This is a genomic window from Janthinobacterium sp. JC611, from assembly GCF_018682595.1.
Taxonomy (GTDB): domain Bacteria; phylum Pseudomonadota; class Gammaproteobacteria; order Burkholderiales; family Burkholderiaceae_D; genus Janthinobacterium.
The window spans coordinates 99,576-119,031 of the sequence record NZ_JAFLJN010000085.1 but is presented as its reverse complement, the minus strand read 5'-3'; the positions used below and the strand labels follow the sequence as shown (position 1 = coordinate 119,031).

Genomic DNA, 19,456 nt, shown 5'->3' with positions numbered 1-19,456 from the left:
CTGCAGCTGGATCTAGCGCGTACCGAGAATGACGTTCAGCGCTTTCGCACTTGGAGCACCTTGTACTGTTTGCATGATCCCGTTTGAATCTTTATAGAAAATTGTTGGTGTGGCGAAGAATCCGAGCTCTTGCATCAGTTTCTTGTTGCCGTCGAGCTTGACGCGTATGTCTGCTGGAATCTTCGCCATGGGCTGAATGCCGCCGCTGGCGTGTTGCTGTTCATGTTGTTGAAGTGCAGCCTGTGGATCTTTTGCGCTCAGGAGCGCGGCCGCCTTGCCAGCGCTGCTTTCCTTGATGATACCGACCATGATGTGGCGTATTTGCACCTTGCCAGTCTTGATCCAGGGACGGGCATCATTCCAGAATTTATTGCAATATGGGCAGTTCGGATCGGTCAACGTATAGACGATGCGTTGCGCATCTTTGTTGCCGTCGGCAATCCAGCTGCTCTGTCCCAGTTTGCTCCAGTTTTTCTCTGTCATCGGTTTGCTGACCAGCTTTTTCAATGGCGCGTCGGTCAGATTGCCACCCTTGGCATCGAGCATGGTGCCGACGATCGCCTGTTTGCCATCCGGAGTCAGATATATTCCGATCGGCTTCTGCAGCAGCAGGCCAGCATAGCCCTGCATGCCGCCTGGCGCGTCAAAACGTCCTACTATCTCGACACCTTGCGTTTCCAGTGCCTTGATCGGCGCCGGCAAGCTGCTCTCGGGTGCGGCCACGGCGATACCGATTGCGGCATACATTGCGGCGGCTAACATGCATGAGTGTTTGTGCATACGTCATTTACTCCTGTGTCTTTACAGTGGAATGGGATTGTTGGGCAGGCTCCTGCAGCAGCCTCAGTTTGTCGGCGAGCGAAGCTGCCGAGAGTTCGCCCATATGGGTGGCGCGCAGTTGGCCGCTTGCGTCATAGAACAATGTGGTGGGCAAGGCCATGGAACCGACCACCTTGCCAAGCGCTGTATCGCGGTCCAGCACGACATTGGACAGGTCCACACCGCTGTCGCTCAGGTAATGCTCAACGATGTCTTGCGTTTCACCTTGATTGACAAAGACAAAAGCGGTCCCGCCCTGTTCTTTCTGGACATCCTCCAGCAGCGGCATTTCTCGCCGGCAGGGTGGACACCAACTGGCCCACAGATTGACCACCATTGGCTTGCCCTCTGCCAACCGGGCAAGTTTGGTTTGCTCTCCGGCCACGGTCGTCAGTGCTGTGGCCGGCAGTGCCGCTGGCCCCTTGTTGATCGTCAGACCGACTCCCAGCAACGCACCATAGGTCAACATCCCTGAGGCCAGCGCGATGCCCAGCGGCTTGCAGCTTGCCGGGGTACGCCAGGCATGCCAGATCGCCACCAGCAAGGCGGCCATGATGCCTGCCCAAGGCGTGAAGCCACCGTCGCGGATATCGATCATCGACCATGGTGCTGGCCGGTAGAGATCGAACCACGTCACGACGAAGGCCAGGCGCGCCGCGAGCAGTGCCATGAGCAGCATGTCGGACAGGATGTTGCCGACGCTTTGCGTTTTCTGGCGCCGCCCGATGATATGGCTCACACTGAATGCGGTCAGCACGGCGGCAATCAGCATGGCCTGGTGCATGGGTAGCACCAGCGGTCCTATATTTACCGTCAGCATGATCAGGCTTTGTCCTGCGCGCGCTTGAGGCGCGCGAGGAATTCGTCGGCGCTCAATTCACCGATAATGCGTTCGGCGCGATGTTCCTTGCCGTCCGGGCCGATTAGCAGGATGGTCGGCGCGCCAAAGGCCTGGTATGCACGCAGCATCGCCACGTCATCGGCGTTGTTTGCCGTGATATCGGGACGCAGCAACTGCATGCCGCTTAGGGCCTGTTGCACCCGCGAGTCGGAAAACACGTCGCGCTCTATCGCCTTGCAGGAGACGCACCAGTCGGCGTAAAAATCGACCAGTGTCCACTGTCCGTTGCGGCCAGCCTCGGCGACGCCATCAGCGAGTTGCTGCGGCGTCTTGACGGTCGCAAAGGACTCCATGAAGTTCTGCTTGCCGCTGGCGTTCTCGGTAGCGTTGGCCCGGGCGGCGAAAGCCAGCGGTTGCAGCGGGTCGTGTCCGCCGGCCGCAGCGCCCAGCACCATAATGCCGCCCCAAATACCGATGAGTAATGCGATGCAGCGCATCAGCAAGCGGCCCCCGTCAGCGACGAACTGCTGCGCCAACGTGGACAGGCTCAGTGCGCATGCCAGCAGCAAGGCACCCCACAGGGCCAATGCGACGGACCCTGGCAATACCCTGGCGACGAACAGAATGGCCATGCCCAGCAAGATGAAGCCAAAGCAGGCCTTGACGCGGTTCATCCAGTTGCCTGGTCGTGGCAGGAGTTTCGCGCCAACGGTGCCCACCAACAGCAGGGGGACGCCCATGCCCAGGCCCATGAACAACAAGGCCAGACCGCCACTCAGGACGTTTCCGGTGTCGCCGATGTATAGCAGGGCACCAGCCAGCGGTGCCGTCATGCAGGGGCCAACCAGCAGTGCCGACAGCACACCCATCGCGCCAGCACCAAGCACGGTGCCGCCGCGCTGACCCTGGCTGGCTTGGTCCAGCCGATTGCGCAGGAAGGACGGCAGTTGTAGCTCGTAGAAGCCAAACATGGCCATTGCCAGCGCGACAAAGATCGCGCCAAACACGCCGAGTACCCATGGGTTTTGCAGCATCGCCTGCAAGTTGGCGCCAGCCAGCGCTGCGGCCGCGCCAAACACGGCATAGGTCAACGCCATCGGCAACACAAAGGCCAGCGACAGGATAAAGCCACGCTTCGGACCGGCGCCGCTGCCGGCGATCAGGCTGGACAGGATGGGAATCATCGGCAGAACGCAAGGGGTAAACGTCATCAGCAAGCCCAGGCCGAAGAACACCAGCAGCATCCAGGCCAGGTTAGCCTGTGACAAGCGATCGGCCATGCTCTGATCCTCCCCGCGCGCCTCGCTTGACGCAGCGGCGGCATTGTTGTCGGGCGCAGGCGATGATGATGCTGTTCGCAATTCGATGGTCTGGCTTTGTGGCGGATAGCACAGGCCGGCGTCGGCGCAGCCTTGCCAGCCCACTGTCAAGGCACTTGCACCAGCGGCATTGACGATCAGCTCGACGCTATTGTGGTAGACCTCGCTTTCGCCGAAAAACTCATCAGCCTTCATCGTCCCAGCGGGAAAATCAATGGGCAGGGCGCCATTGGCTGGCTCCGCTGCAACCTTCAATTGTTTGCGATATAGGTAGTAACCCTCGCTGATATGCCAGGTCAAGCGAACGCGTCCCTGATCTTCCTGGGTGGCGTTGAACTTGAACGCCTGTTCCGGCGGTAGAAAATTGTTCTCGGCATGGGCGGGCATCGCCAGCAGCAGGGGCAATAAAAACACCCATAGGTATCGCAGAATACGTGACATAGGCAGCTCCGAAAAAGATAGGTTTCCATCCTGTCTGGCGCAGGTTAAGGCTACGTTAACAATGCGATAATCCAGGGCTGACAGAATGAATGGCATGGAGGAATACGGATGCGTGTGCTACTGGTAGAAGATGATGAATTGATCGCCCATGGCATCCTGGCCGGATTGCGTGCGCATGGCTTGACTGCCGATGGCGTGACCAGTGCGGCGCAGGCGGAAGCGGCGCTGGCCACGGTGCATTGCGACATCATCATCCTGGACCTTGGTTTGCCAGATGAGGATGGCATGCGCCTGCTGCCTCGCTTGCGTGCTGCGGGCATGATGCTCCCTGTATTGGTGCTGAGCGCCCGGGATGCTGTCGAGGATCGGGTGGCTGGCCTGCGTGCCGGTGCCGATGATTACTTGCTCAAGCCTTTCGATCTCGACGAACTGGTGGCGCGCCTGCACGCGCTACTGCGGCGCGCTGCCGGACGCAGCGTTGACATCATCGAACGCGGGCCTTTGCGCATGGACCCCAGCAACGGCGAAGTCCATCTCAACGGCCAACTGGTCGATTTGTCGCGACGCGAGCTGGCATTGCTGGCGGCGCTACTGCACGCCAGCGGACGCATTCTGAGCCCCGAGCAGTTGAAGGATAGTCTCTATCATTTCAATGAAGAAATTGAAAGCAATGCTCTCAGCGTGCACGTCCATCATCTGCGGCGCAAGCTCGGCACAGACCTGATCGAAACCGTGCGCGGCCTTGGCTATAGGATTGCCGTGGTGAGCCAATGAGCCTGCGACTGCGACTGCTGTTACTGATCGGTATTTCGCTGAGTCTGTTGTGGGGAGCCGTGGCGATATGGATGTTGCGCAGCCTGGACGACGAAGTCCACCACACGCTGGACCAGCGGCTGGCGATGTCAGCGCAAATGGTCGCCGGGCTGATGTCGCAGAATCCCGCCGCCTGGGACGTGGCCGACCGCACGCAGGAGAAATCCGCCTTGACAATGCCATCCATGGCCAAGGGTTTCGACTGCCAAATCACCTCCTTGCGCGGCGATGTGATAGCGCACACTCCAGGTGTCACAGTGGACGCTGTCGCCATGGGTAAACCGGGCTATTCCGAACGCGTCATCAAAGGGGAACGCTGGCGCAGTTATACGTTTGAAACCGACAGGCTGCGCGTGACCACCGCGGATCGTCTGGCCGAGCGCAATTCGTTGCTGCAGAATGTGGCGATTGCGGCAGTCGTGCCATTTGTCGTTGCCATGATCGGCAGCTTGATCGTTCTATGGTTTGGCGTGAAAAGTGGCCTGTCGCCGCTGGAACGGCTGCGACAGGCACTCGCCAGACGCACACCGGATACCATGACGCCGATCCCCGATAGAGCCATATCGCGCGATCTCATGCCTTTGGTCACCACCCTGAACGCATTGCTGCAACGGGTGAACGTCACCATCGCTCGTGAGCGCCGCTTCACGAGCGATGCCGCGCATGAGCTACGGACTCCGCTCACCGCCATCAAGACGCATTTGCAGGTGACGCGTATCACGCAGGGCAAGGACGCCGCACTGGCAATGGACTACGCGGAGGAAGGCGTCGCCCGGCTGCAGCGCACACTCGGCCAGCTGTTGACGCTTTCGCAAATTGAGGGCCCTTTCTCTTGGGAAGATGGCAAACTGTCTGCCGCTGACGAAGTGGCACGGCTGGCGATCCGTGACGCCAGCACGGGTAGCAATGCGGCAGAACGTATCGTTCTCCATGGCGCTGGCAAGTCGGCACAATTGGCGGTACCGCAAGCCCTGGCCATTACCGCACTGCGTAATTTGCTCGACAACGCGCTACGCCATACGCCGGCAGCGCAAGACATTGTCCTGGAGATGCAGTTGACTGGGAATACTTGTGTGTTCCGCGTGCTCGATCAAGGAAGAGGCCTCAGCGTGGAAGAATTGGCTATGGTCAAGGAGCGCTTCTGGCGGCGCGGTTCCGGCCAGGGAAGCGGCTTGGGCCTGTCGATTGTCGCAGCAATTGCTGAGCGCTTTGGAGGGGCAATAGAACTTAGTCAGCGACCAGGGGGCGGACTGGAGGCAAAATTGACAATACCCACAAAAATTGAAGAAAACGAGAATAACGTTCTTCGCACAAGAAAGCCATATCCATAAGTATGCGCGTGGCCTTGGTTATGGGCGAATATGTGGCCTCTCAACGAGGCTGTCGACAAACCATCCCTGAACCAAGTCGACCTCCACAGCCTTGGCGAATGCCAACATCGCTTCAGTTTCAACACCTTCTGCGATTGACTTAACTCCTTCACTGCGCCACTGAGCAATAAGCATGCACAGCATACGACAGGCGTCTTGCCGATGCATGCAAGTTAGCAAGAAATCACGGTCGATCTTTACTGCTGACGCGTTGTGAATCGCATAAAGTCGTTCCAGTCCATCCCTGCCAGTACCAAAGTCATCAAGCGCCACGCGTGCACCTATATGGATCAGCCTGTTCACTTTCTCTGCGATGGCATGTCGATTTGTGTAACCGGAAACCGCTTCGCTAAGTTCGAATGTCACATCATTTGCTGACACGACTTTGGCAAAGTCACTGTCATGATGCGAAATGAGAATTTCGTTTGAAAGGTTGATGAATATAGCGGGTAGCCCGGGGCGGTGTGACGCCAAGAAATTCATTACAGCGTTGTCAACAATAGCCCAACTTGCTGGTCCGGGGCCCCTGTACAGAAGTTCGTAAGCGATCACGCTTCCGTTAGAGATCTGGACAATCGGCTGCATCCTGAATGGGAATGAGACATTATCGTCTGTGCCCGACGGAATTATTAGATGATGAATGATGGGGCGTGCGGTCATATTGGTTTCCATGGCAGGTGTGTCGCAATTGTTCTGGCATATGTCAATCCTTTCTGACTGTTTCTCTAGCAGAAGGTCTTAGAGTGCAAGCTAGCGGGGAATAAGTTATGCAAAATAAAAACACTTTCCATTGCAAAACAATATAAGAAAACTTGGAAAGATATAATTTCTCTGTGTCAGGCATTGAGGTGTAAGGGCGTAGGCGACGAATTTAATGAACGCCTGGGGTTCCTCATTGATGCTAGCTCACATCCTGTTCGATGCCGGTTAAGGTTAGGTTAACGATGCGATAATCGATGGATAAAAAATGGATGGCATGGAGGAATAGGTGAGCCGCGCATAGCGAAGGCTGTTTTATGTGCAGCTGCTTTTACCTAGAGTAAGATACGAGTGTTCTGCTTATCAGTGTGCTTTCTCGCGTCTTCACGTGGGCGAAGAGTCAACACCTGCGTGCTCCTTGCCCTCGAGCTTGTCCATCGCCCACTATCAACTGCGCTGCCGCGTACGGGCGGGAAATGCAGGTAGACGGGACACCTCGAAACGGTGAGGGACAAATCGTTATCGCCAGGCGTTTGGGCGGCGGTGTTGGGGCAAAGCCTGGAGTGAGCATCATGAGGATGAGGTGTTGATTTACAGCGAAAACTGACTGGTCGTCGTGAACGATCAAACCAGGTTACGAGGCAGCTAGGGCAGCATCGATACGAACAATATACGGTTGTGTCAAACCATATTATTGATCCACACGGGCCACCAGGAATAAAAAGTAAACGCCACCGCCGGGTGGCGTTTGCTTTTATCCTGCAGCGCCGTTCACCATCTGAAAAAAGCGTGCGCGTGACTTTTTTCCGTCACCGCGGAATCCATTGTGCGAAAATGCCCCTCCCCCCCTGGATGGTGCGCATGATGACTAGACTCGCCGCAATCATAACTGGAACGACGCTCGTGCTGGCCGCTTGCAAGCCCGCCGCCACGGCACCTGCGCATGATATTCCTGCGGCAATGCGCGAGACCGCAACCACCCTGCTGCAGTCGACATTGCTGCACGCGACCTCGATCGCGGTCGTTTATCGGGGCAAGGAATTCATTCTGCATCAAGGCGAGCTGGAGACCGGCAAAGCCAATCCGCCGAACGACGCAACGCTGTATGAAATCGGCTCGGTCAGCAAGACTTTTGCTGGCCTGCTACTGGCGAACGCCGTGCTCGATGGCAAGGCGGCGCTCGACGATCCCATACAACAGTACTTGCCTGCCCCCTACCCGAACCTGCAGTCGCAGGGGCAGCCCATACGCTTGCGCCATTTGATCACGCACACCAGCAAGATGCCGGGCATGCTGCCATTGCAGGTGAACACCGTATTGCAGGATTTCACCGCACACGCCACGCCGGCAAAACTCAATGCCGCCTACGCCCACTACGGCCAACGGCAATTCTGGCAGGACTTGCACACCGTCAGCATCCAAGGTCCGCTCGGCAAGGACTACGCCTATTCCAGCGCCGGCACCGAACTCATTGCGCACACGCTCGAAACAATCTATGGCATGCCCTATGCAGTGCTGCTCGCGCAATTCCTTGCGCGCGAAGCCGGCATGCACGATACCAAACTGAGACTCACCGCCGAGGATGCCGGCCGGCTGGCGCCCGGCTACCACAGCGACAATCCCGTCGTGACGACGCCGATGCCACAACTGCCCTGGGGGGCGGCCGGCAACCTGAAGTCGACCATGCCGGATATGGCGAAGTACCTGCGCCTGCAATTGGGCGCCCATCCCGCAGTCGCCGAATCGCACAAGCCTTTGGCGCGCTTTCAGGACGATTTCAGCATAGGCTACTTCTGGAACATCGGCAGCAATCGCCAGTTGGGCACGCATTATGTACACCATGGCGGCGTGCCGCGTGCGCAAAGCTACGCCTACATCGTTCCCCAATATCAGCTTGGCGTCTTCATCATCACCAACCAGAGCGGCGACGCGACTGCCGGCGCCATGGAAAGCGCGCTGGCGCATATCTTCGACACCGTGGCATCCATGGAAGGCGCGCAGTAGCCGGCCCCAGCAAACAGGCGTGCGTGCTTAGCTTCCTTGCGCAATGACCGGCTGGCGCGCCAGTGCGATGAAGGCGCGCACGTAGTCGATGGCGGTGTCCGTCTCGCGCGCTCCCAGGAAAATCTGCTTGGCGATGCCGCGCGCGCCCAGCCGCACGGGCACCACCTCCATCTTGGCCGCATATTCTTCGACCAGCCAGCGCGGCAGGGCGGCCACGCCGCGGCCGCTGGCCACCATCTGCAGCATGATGTCGGTGGTTTCGATGGCTTTGTGGCGCTTGGGCGTGACACCGGCCGGCAGCAGGAACTGGTTGTAGATGTCCAGGCGCTCGATGTCCACGGGGTAGCTGATGAGCACTTCCCGGGTCAGTTGCTGGGGCTGCACATAGGCCGCCGACGCCAGCGCATGGCCCTTGGCCACGACGAGCACCTGCTCGTAGTCGAACACGGGTTCGAATGTCAGCCCCGGCTTGTACAGCGGGTCGGGCGTGACCAGCAGGTCGATCTCGTAGCCGAACAGCGCGCCTATCCCGCCGAACTGGAACTTCTGCTTGACGTCCACATCCACATCGGGCCAGGCGGCCAGATACGGCGACACCACCTTGAGCAGCCATTGGTAGCAAGGGTGGCATTCCATGCCGATGCGCAGCGTACCGCGCTCGCCCTGCGCGAACTGGCCCAGGCGCTCCTCGGCCAGGTCCAGTTGCGGCAGCACCCGGTTCGCCACCGCCAGCAGATACTGGCCGGCCTGCGTCAGGCGCAAATTTCTCCCTTCGCGCAGCCACACGTCGGTGCCCAGTTGCTGCTCCAGCTTCTTCATGCTGTGGCTCAGGGCCGACTGGGTCAGGTGCAGCACGCCAGCGGCGGCCGTCAACGACCCTTGTTTCTCGACCTGCTGGACGATGCTGAGGTGGATGCGTTCAAGCATTGAGATGAGCCGTGTTCATGGATGTATGAAATAAGACCATTATACTTCATCGATTCCTGCCGCTATTATCGATTCCCTGGTTGCCTGCATTTGCCGGCCCTGGCGCATCCATCCCTATGAAAGCAAACATGACACGTCCCCTTCGTTTAGTCGCGGTTTCCGGCGGGCTGCAACGCCCTTCCAAGGCCGCGGCCCTGGCCGAGCACCTGATGGACCTGATCGCCGACGAAGTGCTGTGCGAACAACGCCTGATCGAACTGGGCCAGGTCGCCCCGCAGCTGGCCGGCGCGACCTGGCGCTCCCACCTGCCCGATACGGTGGAGCGGGAACTTGCCGCGGTCGAGCAAGCCGACATTCTGGTGGTGGCCACACCGGTCTATCGCGGCGCGTACACGGGCCTGTTCAAGCACTTCTTCGATTTCATTGATCAGGACGCCCTGATCGACAAGCCAGTCTTGCTGGCGGCCACCGGCGGCAGCGAGCGCCATGCCCTGATGATCGATCACCAGTTGCGGCCGCTGTTCAGCTTTTTCCAGGCACGCACATTGCCGCTGGGTGTCTACGCGACCGACAAGGATTTCGCCGACTACCGCGTGCAGGACGAGGCCCTGCTCCAGCGCGCCATGCTGGCGGTGCAACGGGCCTTGCCACTGATCGGCTTGACCCGCCATGCGCGCTCCGCCACCGCAGATGAAACGGTCGCAGCCTGAAACGCGTCACGACGGTCGACAATCGCCCCATTCATTTTTCGCAAAAAAATCAGGACACCAGATCACCATGAGCAACGATTTTGCATTCAGCATCAAGAGCATTGTTTTCGATGAAAACTATCGTCCGGCCGATAACACGCGCCTGACGACCAACTTTGCCAATCTGGCCAGGGGAACGCGTCGCCAGGAGAACCTGCGCAATACCCTGCGGATGATCAGCAATCGCTTCAACAACCTGGCGCATTGGGACAACCCGAACGGCGATCGCTACGCTGTCGAGCTCGAAATCATTTCCGTCGAATTGAATATTGATGTCGCAGGCGGCAACATCCCGTTGATCGAGATCTTGAAGCCGAATATCGTCGACAAAACAAGCGGAGAACGCATCGCCGGCATTGCCGGGAATAACTTCTCTTCTTACGTGCGCGATTACGACTTCAGCGTGCTGCTGCCAGAGTACAACAATCATAAAGCCACCTTCAGCGCTCCGGATGACTTCGGCGATTTTCATGGCAAGCTGTTCAGGCACTTTGTCAATTCAGATACGTACAAGGCGCATTTCAACAAGCCGCCTGTCATCTGCATCAGCGCCTCGAGCAGCAAGATCTATCATCGGACCGAGAATCGGCATCCCATCCTGGGTGTTGAGTATCAACAGAATGAATTTTCCTCGACGGATGCATATTTCGGAAAAATGGGCCTGCAAGTGCGCTATTTCATGCCGCCAGACAGTGCCGCCCCGCTGGCGTTCTATTTTGTCGGCGACCTGCTGGGGGACTACAGCAATCTTGAGCTGATCGGCACCATCAGCACGATGGAGACTTTTCAAAAGATTTACCGGCCCGAAATTTACAACGCCAATTGCGCGGCGGGAAAAGTTTATCAGCCTAGTCTCAAGCATCAGGATTATTCATTGACGCAAATTGTCTATGACCGGGAAGAGCGCAGCCAGCTGGCTGTCAAGCAGGGCAAATATACGGAAGAGCACTTCATCAAGCCGTACAAGAATGTGCTGGAACAATGGGCTGCCACCGCGCTCTCGAATTAAACAACATACACGACATCATCGATCATGAAAAAATTATTGCCTACTTCCACTGCCGGCAGCTTGCCCAAACCTTCCTGGCTGGCGCAGCCTGAAAAGCTGTGGTCGCCCTGGAAATTGCAGGACGAGGAATTGATTGAGGGAAAACAAGATGCCTTGCGTTTGTCCCTGCAGGAACAGCAGCAGGCGGGCATCGATATCGTCAGCGATGGCGAGCAGACGCGCCAGCATTTTGTCACCACGTTCATCGAGCATCTGAGCGGCGTCGATTTTGACAAACGCGAGACCGTCAGAATTCGTGACCGCTACGATGCGAGCGTGCCGACCGTCGTGGGCGCCGTGAGCCGCACCAAGCCGGTGTTTGTGGAAGACGCCAAATTCTTGCGCCAGCAAACCACGCAGCCGATCAAATGGGCGCTGCCGGGTCCGATGACGATGATCGATACGCTGTATGACAGCCATTATAAAAGCCGCGAAAAACTGGCCTGGGAATTCGCCAAGATCCTCAACCAGGAAGCGCGGGAACTGGAGGCGGCCGGCGTCGACATCATCCAGTTTGACGAACCCGCATTCAATGTCTTCTTTGATGAAGTCAATGATTGGGGGATCGCCACCCTGGAGCGGGCGATCGAAGGGCTCAAATGCGAAACGGCCGTGCATATTTGCTACGGCTACGGCATCAAGGCCAATACCGACTGGAAAAACACGCTGGGCTCCGAGTGGCGTCAATATGAAGAGTCTTTCCCCAAGCTGCAGCAATCGAATATCGACATCATCTCGCTGGAATGCCACAACTCGCGTGTTCCCATCGACCTGATTGAACTCATACGCGGCAAGAAAGTGATGGTCGGCGCCATCGACGTGGCAAGCAACACCATTGAAACGCCGGAGGAAGTGGCCAACACCCTGCGCAAGGCGCTGCGCTTCGTCGATGCCGACAAGCTCTACCCGAGCACCAACTGCGGCATGGCGCCCTTGTCTCGTCGCGTCGCCCGAGGCAAGCTGCATGCGCTCAGTGCCGGCGCGGACATCATCCGACGGGAAATCGCCCAGGCGGCGGGTGACATACCGAACCGCTGAGTTTTGCTGACTTCCTGACGGTGCGGTGTCAAACGTTATTGTTTATTGACAGCAAGCCAATACGCAAGCGATGGCGACATGTAACGCCGGCCCCGAGGCCGGCGTTACTGTTTCTGAGCGCCGAGCAGCGTCGATGCCGTGTGCGCCTGGCCAGGACTCTTGCCGCACGAAAATATCCTCCATCCACCGCAGGAGTGCGCTAGGCTGTCGCTGTTTGCCGTACAGTTCAGCAAACCCCGTACCATCCATCGCCCAAGCGCTGGCCGCCGCCGCGGCAGCGCCAGCCGGCGCGATGCTGTCTCGCTTTCACCCGTATTGACCTGGCCGATAGGACCGCATGATTTCATTCCGTACCCCCCATTTCTTTTCCGCGCGCCAGCCCTGGCGTGGCTGGCTATTGCCACTGCTATTGACCCTGCTGCTGGCGTGCTCGCTGGCCGCGCCACCGGCCTGGTCGCAGCCCGTCGATGACGCCGCCACGGCCGACCAGCGCCTCGATGGATTGCGCAAGCAGATCACCGGCATCCAGAAGGCGCTCGATGGCGAGGCGGAACTCGATGATGCGACCCTGTCGCAGATGCGCGCCGATGCGCTGGCGGCCAGCGCCGAGGCGGACAAGGTGGCCGATGCGCTCGCGCCCACCCTGTCGAGCGTGCAGGCGCGGCTGGCCGAGCTGGGCAAGCCGGCGGCGGGGGTAAAAGATGCGCCCGACGTGGCGGTGCAGCGCAGCCAGCTGGACCGCACCAGCAGCGCGCTCGATGCGCAGGTGAAACTGGCGCGCTTGCTGGCCGTGGAAGCGACGCAGGCGTCGGAGCAGGTGTCGACGGTGCGCCGCGCGCAGTTGCAGGCGCGCCTGGGCGAGCGCACGGCCTCGATCCTCGCCGGCTCGTTCTGGAAGCAGTTGCATGCGGAATTGCCGCAGAATTTGCAGCGCCTGCGGGCGCTGGAGCTGGAATTGGCGAACGCGGCCAGCGCCACGCCGTGGTCGGCCTGGGGCGGCTTGCTGGCCGGTATCGTGGCCGTGATCGGCGCCAGCGTCTGGACCTCGCGCTATCTGCTGGTGGTCACGTCCACGCGCGTGCCGCATGGCCGCTTGCGCCGCTCGCTGCATGCGCTGGCCGTGCTGGTGCTGGCGCTGGCCACGCCGGGCCTGGTGGCCGAATTGCTGGCCATGGGGCTGCGCTGGGAGGGCGGCCTGTCCGAAAAGACCTCGACTTTCCTGAGCAGCTTGATCGGCATCATCTGTTTTGCCGGTTTCACGGCGGGACTCGGCCACGCCCTGCTGTCGCCCCGGCGCGTGTCGTGGCGTCTGCTGCCCCTGCCCGACGCGCTGGCGCACCGCATGCGCAACTTCCCGTCGATGTTTTCCTTCATCGTCGTGCTCGTGTGGGCGACGGAACGGGTCACCATCGTCATCAATGCGGGCTTGTCCACCGCCGTGGCCGTCAACTGCATCGTCGCCCTGGTGATGAGCACGACCATCGCCTATGGCTTGATGCGCGCCGAGCGCTGCTGGCGCCAGTTGCGCGAGGCCGATCCCGCCACCCTGGTCACGCCGCTGTGGCTGCGCGTCGTCACGGTGCTGCTGTGGCTGGCGCTGGCGTCGAGCGTCATCAGTTTGCTGATCGGCTATGTGGCGTTTGGCAGTTTTGTCGCCAAGCAAATCGCCTGGGTCATCGTGGTGCTGTGCAGCACCTATCTGCTGACGGTGCTGGTCGACGATATCTGCATGTTGCTGGCCTCGACGCCGCCGCCGCCGGACGCCGCCCATCCCGTGCTGGCCACGCCCAAGGCGCGCGACCAGGCGGCCGTGCTGTTGTCGGGTGTCGGCCGCGCCATCGTCGTGCTGCTGGCCCTGATGCTGCTGCTGGCGCCGTTTGGCGAAGGGCCGGGCGAATTGTTCCAGCGGGTCGGCAAGCTGCAGGATGGCCTGGCCATCGGCGAAGTGGCGATCCGCCCTGGCGCGCTGATCCAGGCCCTGCTGGTGCTGCTCGTCGGCTTTGTCGCGCTGGGCCTGTTCAAGCGCTGGCTGCAAAACAGTTATTTGCCGACCACCAATCTCGATTCCGGCATGCAAGTGTCGTTCATCACCCTGTTCGGCTACATCGGCGGCGTGCTGGCCGTGGCGCTGGCCCTGTCGGCGGCCGGCATCGGCCTGGAACGCATCGCGTGGGTGGCGTCGGCCTTGTCGGTGGGTATCGGCTTCGGCTTGCAGGCGGTGGTGCAGAACTTCGTCTCCGGCCTGATTCTCCTGGCCGAGCGACCCGTCAAGGTGGGCGACTGGGTCTCGCTGGGCGGCGTGGAGGGCGACATTCGCCGCATCAACGTGCGCGCCACGGAAATCCAATTGGGCGACCGCTCCACGGTGATCGTGCCGAACTCGGAATTCATCACCAAGACGGTGCGTAACGTCACCCTGGCCAATCCGCTGGGCCTGGTGCAGCTGAAATTGCCGCTGCCCCTGTCCACGGATGCGGACGAGGCGCGCGCGCTGATCCTGGCCGCCTTTGCCGACAACCGCGACGTGCTCGACACGCCTGCGCCGAACGTGCAACTCGACGGCATCGACAATGGCTACCTGATGTTCAACGCCACCGGCTACGTGGGCTCGCCGCGCCTCGCGTATGGCGTGCGCAGCAATCTGCTGTTCGACTTGCTCAAGCGCCTGCATGCGGCGAACATGCCGATTTCCAAGCCCAGCACCATGGTGCTGAGCAGCGTGCCGGCCCAGCCCGAGGCGCCGGCCATGTCGGCGGTGGCAGCCGCGCCAGCGCCCACACCCGTGCCGCCGCTGACGTCCTAGCGGACCGTCGACCACAGCAGCGCCGCCAGGTACAGGCCGATGCCGAACGCCGCGTGCGCCATCAGGCTGCGCAGGCGGGCGGCGGCCGGATGCGGCGTCTTGCTGGCGGCCAGGCCGGCGCCCATGTCCGGCTGCAAGATGCAGAACGGCGCGGCCACGCTCACCAGGCCCGCCAGCAGGGCTGGCGCGAAGGTCGGCGCTTGCACCCACTGGTCCCCCACCAGCGCCAGCAGCACGGCCGCAAACAGCACGCCGATGAGGTAGTGGGCCGTCCAGCCCAGGATGGTTTCATCGCGTACGGGCGCCGCCTGGGCGATGTTGGCGTGGGTGAAGGTGCCGCGCGGCAGATGGCCGAGCCAGCGCCCCACCATCGCCAGGTTCAGCGAGGGAATGCACCAGTAGCGTTTTAACGCCACCGCCCACACATCCATCACCGCCGTCGCGCCCACGCCGATCGCCAGCGCATCGAGCCAGAGCATTTGCATTACCGCTCCAAACATTCAATAGATTGATTGAATGTTATAAGGGTGCTAGCATCGTGTCAATGAAAAATGCCGATATCGAATTGCTCACCGGTTCCGCCGGCTTTGCCTATATTTTAGGCAGCCCGCCGCGATTGCGCCTGCTCGAGCAGATCGTGCACGGCGAATATGCGGTGGAGCAGCTGGTGGAGTTGACGGGCCTGTCCGTGGCGAATACCTCCCAGCATTTGCAGCAGTTGCGGCGCGCCGGTTTTGTGCTGGCGCGGCGCGACGGCAAGCGCGTGTTGTACCGGCTCGGCAGCGGCCCCATCGTGCAACTGCTGGCCGCGTTGGATGTGTATGCGCAGCATCAGCGCAGCGAATTGCAGGCGCTGGGCCGGGGCGACCACGTGGAAGCGCTCACGGGCGACGAGTTGCTGGAACGCATGCGCGAAGCCAGCATCACCGTGCTCGACGTGCGGCCGGCGCAGGAATTCGCCGCCGGCCACCTGCCCGGCGCGATCAATATTCCGTTTGACGACTTGCCGCGCCGCTACGCCGAGCTGCCCGCTCACCAGGACATCGCCGCCTACTGCCGTGGTCCGTATTGCGTGTTGTCCGTGCAGGCGGTGGCGGCCCTGCGCCTGCACGGCTTGCATGCGCGCCGCCTCGGCAGCGGTTACGACGACTGGCAGGCGGCTGGCTTGCCGGTGAGCCGGGCGGCGTGATGGCGATCCCCAACAGCAAGCAGGAACTGATCACCGCCATCAACAGCACGTATGCGAAGTTGACGCAGGAGTTGGCGCGCGTGCCGCCGGCGTTGGCGCGCGATCCCGTGCTGGAAGGACAAGTGGCGGGCACGCGCATGAGCGTGTGCGATCTGCTCGCGTATCTGGTGGGCTGGAATGAGCTGGTCTTGCACTGGCATGCGCAGCTGCGCGACGGCAAGCGCATCGAGGACATCGCCTTTCCCGCCGAAGGTTTCACGTGGAACGCTCTGGGAAAACTGGCGCAGCGCTTCTATGCGGACCATGCTGAACTGGGCATGGACGATTTGTTGCGGCGCCTGGAACAGGCGAAGAACGCGCTGCTGGCGCTGATCGAAAGCCATGACGACGCGCAGTTGTATGGCCAGCCCTGGTACTCGCATTACACGATGGGGCGCATGATCCAGTTCAATACGGCGTCGCCGTATGCGAATGCACGCACGCGCTTGCGGGCCTGGCTCAAGACCTTGTAGTGGTTTGATCATTGCAGGATTGGCGGGCTTGCACGATTGCATCAGTACGCTTAGAAAATTTTTCAGGCAGGATAGTGGTTTCAAGCGTAAACAATGAAGGATCGCCATGCTGACCATCGCCGTCGCCCAGCTCAACCCCACCGTGGGCGACTTCGACGCCAATTGTGCCGCCATCATCGCGCGCATGGAGCGCGCCAGCAGCGAGGGCGCCGACCTGCTCGTGTGCCCGGAACTGTCGCTGTGCGCGTATTATCCCGGCGACCTGTTCGAGGACGCCGCCTTCCTGCACGGCATGCAGCGGGCGCTGAATAAGCTGCTGGAGGCGTCCACGCGCTGGCCGGCACTCGTCACCGTCATCGGCACGGCGCGGCCCAATTCCGGCGTCGGCAAGCCCTTGTTTAACGCCTTGCTGGCGCTGCGCGACGGGCGCATCGTGGCCGAATACTACAAGCAGCTGCTGCCGACCTACGGCATCTTCGACGAGGGTCGCCATTTCGAAGCGGGCCCGCCCGGCGCCTGCACCCTCGATATCGCCGGCTGTAAAGTCGGTTTCATGATCTGCGAGGATGGCTGGAACGACGATGGCCGCGCCTACGCCGTCAACCCGTTCGAGGCCTTGCACGCGGCGCGGCCCGACCTCGTCGTCAGCATCAACGCCAGCCCGTCCGACATCGGCAAGCGCGCGCAGCGCCACGCCGTGTTCGGCGCCGCCTGCGCACGCGTCAAGCTGCCCCTGCTCTTCGTCAATCAGGTGGGCGGCCAGGACCAGCTGGTGTTCGACGGCGCCTCGTTCGCCATCTCGCCCGCCCTCGGCCTGCAATTCGAGGCGGCCCGCTTCGTCGAGGACTTTCCCTTGCTGCGTTTTGCCGATGGCCGTTTTACGCGACCCGATGGATCGGCGTTTCCCGTGCCCGACCCGGATGGCATCCCCGCCGTCGAGTTTGCGCGGCGTCAGATCGTGCTCGGCTTGCGCGACTATGCGCGCCGCTGCCGCTTTACGAAAGTCGTCGTCGGCTGCTCGGGCGGCATCGATTCGGCGCTGACCCTGGCCCTGGCCGTCGAAGCGCTGGGCGCGGACAACGTGGTCGGCATCACCATGCCATCCGTCTTTTCCAGCGCCGGCTCCGTCACCGATTCCGTCGCCCTGTGCGCCAACCTGGGCATCGCCCTGATCACGCATCCGATCCGCGACATCGTGGCGCAATACGAAGCCGGCTACGCCCAGGCCTTCGACGGCAAGCTGCAGGGACTGCCGCTGGAAAACCTGCAGGCGCGCGTGCGCGGCACGATCCTGATGGAATACTCGAATGCCTACGGCGCCCTGCTGCTCACCACCGGCAACAAGAGCGAAATCTCGGTCGGCTACTGCACCCTGTACGGCGACACGAATGGAGGCCTGGGCCTGATCGGCGACCTGTATAAAACGGAGGTCTTTGCCCTGGCGCGCCACCTCAACGCCAGCGCCGGGCGCGCACTGATTCCCGCCGCCATCCTCGACAAGCCGCCGTCGGCGGAACTGGCGCCGGGCCAGCGCGACACCGATAGCTTGCCGCCGTATCCCGTGCTCGATGACATACTCAAATGGCATATCGAAGGGCGCCGATTGCCGGCGGCCGACAGCGCGCAAGCCTCGGCCCTGGTCGACCAGCTGCGCGAGACGGACGAGGGCCGGGCGCTGGTGACGCGCATCCTCGGCATGGTCGCCCGCAACGAATACAAGCGGCGCCAGGCGGCGCCCATCATCCGCGTGCGTTCGCGCGCCTTTGGCAGCGGGCGCCAATTGCCGATCGCCGCCCACTACCCCACCGGAGACGACGCATGACCTCAGCCTATCCCGCCGACGCGGCCATCCTGATCGGCCGCTTCCAGCCTTTTCACAATGGCCATGCCGGCTTGCTGCAGAAGGCGCTGGCCACCGCGGCCCAGGTGGTGGTGGTGCTCGGTTCCGCCTTCCATGCGCGCAGCCCGAAGAACCCGTTTACGTGGCAGGAACGGGCCGCCATGATCGCCGCCACCCTGCCCGAGGCGCAGCGCGCGCGCGTGCATTACGTGGCCGTGCGCGATTATTACGACGACGGCTTGTGGGCCGATGCCGTGCGGCGCGCCGTGGCGGGCGCGGTGCCCAAGGCGCAGCGCGTGACCCTGGTGGCTTGCTTCAAGGACGCCACCAGTTACTACCTGCACCACTTCCCGCACTGGCAGTTGCTCAATCTGGAGATCGATGCGGGTGCGCCGATAGGCGCGACGGCCATCCGCAACGTGCTGTTCGAGGCGCAAGACGTCGATGTGTCGCTGAGCGCCGTGGCGCAGCTGCTGCCGGCGGCCATCGGCCAGTATCTAAAAGCGTGGACCTTGCTGCCGTGGTATGCGCCGCTGGTGCAGGAATACCGCGCCATCGAAGACTATAAAGCGCGCTGGCGCGCGGCGCCGTATGCGCCCATCTTTACCACCGTCGATGCGCTGGTGCAGACGGGTGGCCACGTGCTGCTCGTGCGCCGCGGCGGCTATCCGGGCAAGGACTTGTGGGCCCTGCCCGGCGGCTTCCTGGAGCCGCGCGAACGCCTGCTGCAGGGCGCCCTGCGCGAGCTGGCGGAAGAAACCCAGCTGGGCGTGCTGGCGCCCACCCTCGTCGAGGCGCTGGTCGGCGTGGCCGTGTTCGACCACCCTGACCGCAGCCAGCGCGGGCGCACCATCACGCATGCCCATTACTTCGACCTGAAGACGCGCCAGCTGCCGGCCGTGACGGCGGCCGACGATGCGGCGCTGGCGCAGTGGGTGCCCGTGGCGGCGCTGCCGGCCATGGAAGAGCAATTCTTCGAAGACCACTTTCACATCCTGAACCACTTCCTCAAGCTCACGCACGAGGGGCGCTGAGAGGGGGTCT

At 61.4% G+C, this 19,456-nt stretch carries 17 protein-coding genes; 11 read left to right on the top strand and 6 right to left on the bottom strand.

The genetic code is table 11. The features are described 5' to 3' along the window. Nucleotides 1-12 precede the first annotated feature (12 nt). The 3 genes from dsbG to dsbD are packed head-to-tail and all read right to left on the bottom strand — an operon-like array spanning nt 13 to nt 3,420. Nucleotides 13-780, bottom strand: coding sequence for a thiol:disulfide interchange protein DsbG (gene dsbG, locus J0O65_RS27300; RefSeq protein ID WP_251374027.1), 768 nt, complete (start codon nt 778-780; stop codon nt 13-15). A gap of 7 nt (nt 781-787) precedes the next feature. Continuing rightward, nucleotides 788-1,639 carry a TlpA family protein disulfide reductase gene (locus J0O65_RS27295; RefSeq protein ID WP_215410250.1) on the bottom strand — a complete coding sequence of 284 codons (852 nt, stop codon included), beginning with the start codon at nt 1,637-1,639 and terminating at the stop codon, nt 788-790. Between the two features lie 2 nt (nt 1,640-1,641). Then, nucleotides 1,642-3,420 (bottom strand): protein-disulfide reductase DsbD, encoded by a 1,779-nt coding sequence (gene dsbD, locus J0O65_RS27290; protein WP_215410249.1) that lies wholly within the window; start codon nt 3,418-3,420, stop codon nt 1,642-1,644. Nucleotides 3,421-3,528: 108 nt separating this feature from the next. On the opposite strand from dsbD, the gene J0O65_RS27285 reads away from it, so the two are divergent. After that, on the top strand, nt 3,529-4,194 hold the full coding sequence (locus J0O65_RS27285) for a response regulator (protein ID WP_215410248.1): 666 nt from the start codon (nt 3,529-3,531) through the stop codon (nt 4,192-4,194). Beyond that, complete coding sequence (locus J0O65_RS27280; RefSeq protein WP_215410247.1) at nt 4,191-5,564, top strand: ATP-binding protein; 1,374 nt, start codon at nt 4,191-4,193, stop codon at nt 5,562-5,564. Before J0O65_RS27285 ends, J0O65_RS27280 begins: the two co-directional genes overlap by 4 nt. An 18-nt stretch (nt 5,565-5,582) precedes the next feature. Here J0O65_RS27280 and J0O65_RS27275 read toward each other — a convergent pair whose 3' ends face one another. Beyond that, nucleotides 5,583-6,263 carry an EAL domain-containing protein gene (locus tag J0O65_RS27275; RefSeq protein WP_215410246.1) on the bottom strand — a complete coding sequence of 227 codons (681 nt, stop codon included), beginning with the start codon at nt 6,261-6,263 and terminating at the stop codon, nt 5,583-5,585. Nucleotides 6,264-7,163: 900 nt separating this feature from the next. On the opposite strand from J0O65_RS27275, the gene J0O65_RS27270 reads away from it, so the two are divergent. Further along, a complete protein-coding gene (locus J0O65_RS27270; RefSeq protein WP_215410245.1) occupies nt 7,164-8,306 on the top strand; it encodes a serine hydrolase domain-containing protein in 1,143 nt (380 codons plus the stop codon). Between the two features lie 27 nt (nt 8,307-8,333). On the opposite strand, the gene J0O65_RS27265 is transcribed toward J0O65_RS27270, so the two are convergent. Further along, the gene (locus J0O65_RS27265; protein ID WP_215410244.1) at nt 8,334-9,233 is read right to left on the bottom strand and encodes a LysR family transcriptional regulator; all 900 of its coding nucleotides are present in this window, start codon (nt 9,231-9,233) and stop codon (nt 8,334-8,336) included. Nucleotides 9,234-9,361: 128 nt separating this feature from the next. Here J0O65_RS27265 and msuE point away from each other — a divergent pair, with 128 nt between their 5' ends. From msuE to J0O65_RS27245, 4 genes are all read left to right on the top strand, one after another. Continuing rightward, complete coding sequence (msuE, locus tag J0O65_RS27260; RefSeq protein ID WP_215410243.1) at nt 9,362-9,943, top strand: FMN reductase; 582 nt, start codon at nt 9,362-9,364, stop codon at nt 9,941-9,943. Between the two features lie 67 nt (nt 9,944-10,010). Continuing rightward, entirely contained in the window at nt 10,011-10,991 is a 981-nt protein-coding gene (locus J0O65_RS27255; protein WP_215410242.1) for a DUF1852 domain-containing protein, read from the top strand. A 24-nt stretch (nt 10,992-11,015) separates the two neighbouring features. Continuing rightward, nucleotides 11,016-12,068, top strand: a complete 1,053-nt coding sequence (locus J0O65_RS27250) for a methionine synthase (RefSeq protein WP_215410241.1) — start codon at nt 11,016-11,018, stop codon at nt 12,066-12,068. Nucleotides 12,069-12,405: 337 nt separating this feature from the next. Then, nucleotides 12,406-14,871, top strand: a complete 2,466-nt coding sequence (locus tag J0O65_RS27245) for a DUF3772 domain-containing protein (protein ID WP_251374026.1) — start codon at nt 12,406-12,408, stop codon at nt 14,869-14,871. On the opposite strand, the gene J0O65_RS27240 is transcribed toward J0O65_RS27245, so the two are convergent. Further along, the gene (locus J0O65_RS27240) at nt 14,868-15,356 is read right to left on the bottom strand and encodes a DUF2938 domain-containing protein (protein WP_215410240.1); all 489 of its coding nucleotides are present in this window, start codon (nt 15,354-15,356) and stop codon (nt 14,868-14,870) included. The two genes, J0O65_RS27245 and J0O65_RS27240, sit on opposite strands and share 4 nt — an antisense overlap. 59 nt (nt 15,357-15,415) lie before the next feature. On the opposite strand from J0O65_RS27240, the gene J0O65_RS27235 reads away from it, so the two are divergent. The 4 genes from J0O65_RS27235 (at nt 15,416) to J0O65_RS27220 (ending at nt 19,446) form a co-directional block, all read left to right on the top strand. Next, nucleotides 15,416-16,060 (top strand): ArsR/SmtB family transcription factor, encoded by a 645-nt coding sequence (locus J0O65_RS27235; protein WP_215410239.1) that lies wholly within the window; start codon nt 15,416-15,418, stop codon nt 16,058-16,060. Beyond that, on the top strand, nt 16,060-16,572 hold the full coding sequence (locus J0O65_RS27230; RefSeq protein ID WP_215410238.1) for a ClbS/DfsB family four-helix bundle protein: 513 nt from the start codon (nt 16,060-16,062) through the stop codon (nt 16,570-16,572). The genes J0O65_RS27235 and J0O65_RS27230 overlap by 1 nt, the downstream gene beginning before the upstream one ends. A gap of 106 nt (nt 16,573-16,678) precedes the next feature. After that, nucleotides 16,679-18,394: an NAD+ synthase gene (locus J0O65_RS27225; RefSeq protein WP_215410237.1), complete on the top strand. Its 1,716-nt coding sequence runs from the start codon at nt 16,679-16,681 to the stop codon at nt 18,392-18,394. Further along, the gene (locus J0O65_RS27220) at nt 18,391-19,446 is read left to right on the top strand and encodes a bifunctional nicotinamide-nucleotide adenylyltransferase/Nudix hydroxylase (RefSeq protein WP_215410236.1); all 1,056 of its coding nucleotides are present in this window, start codon (nt 18,391-18,393) and stop codon (nt 19,444-19,446) included. The genes J0O65_RS27225 and J0O65_RS27220 overlap by 4 nt, the downstream gene beginning before the upstream one ends. The last annotated feature ends 10 nt before the right edge of the window (nt 19,447-19,456 follow it).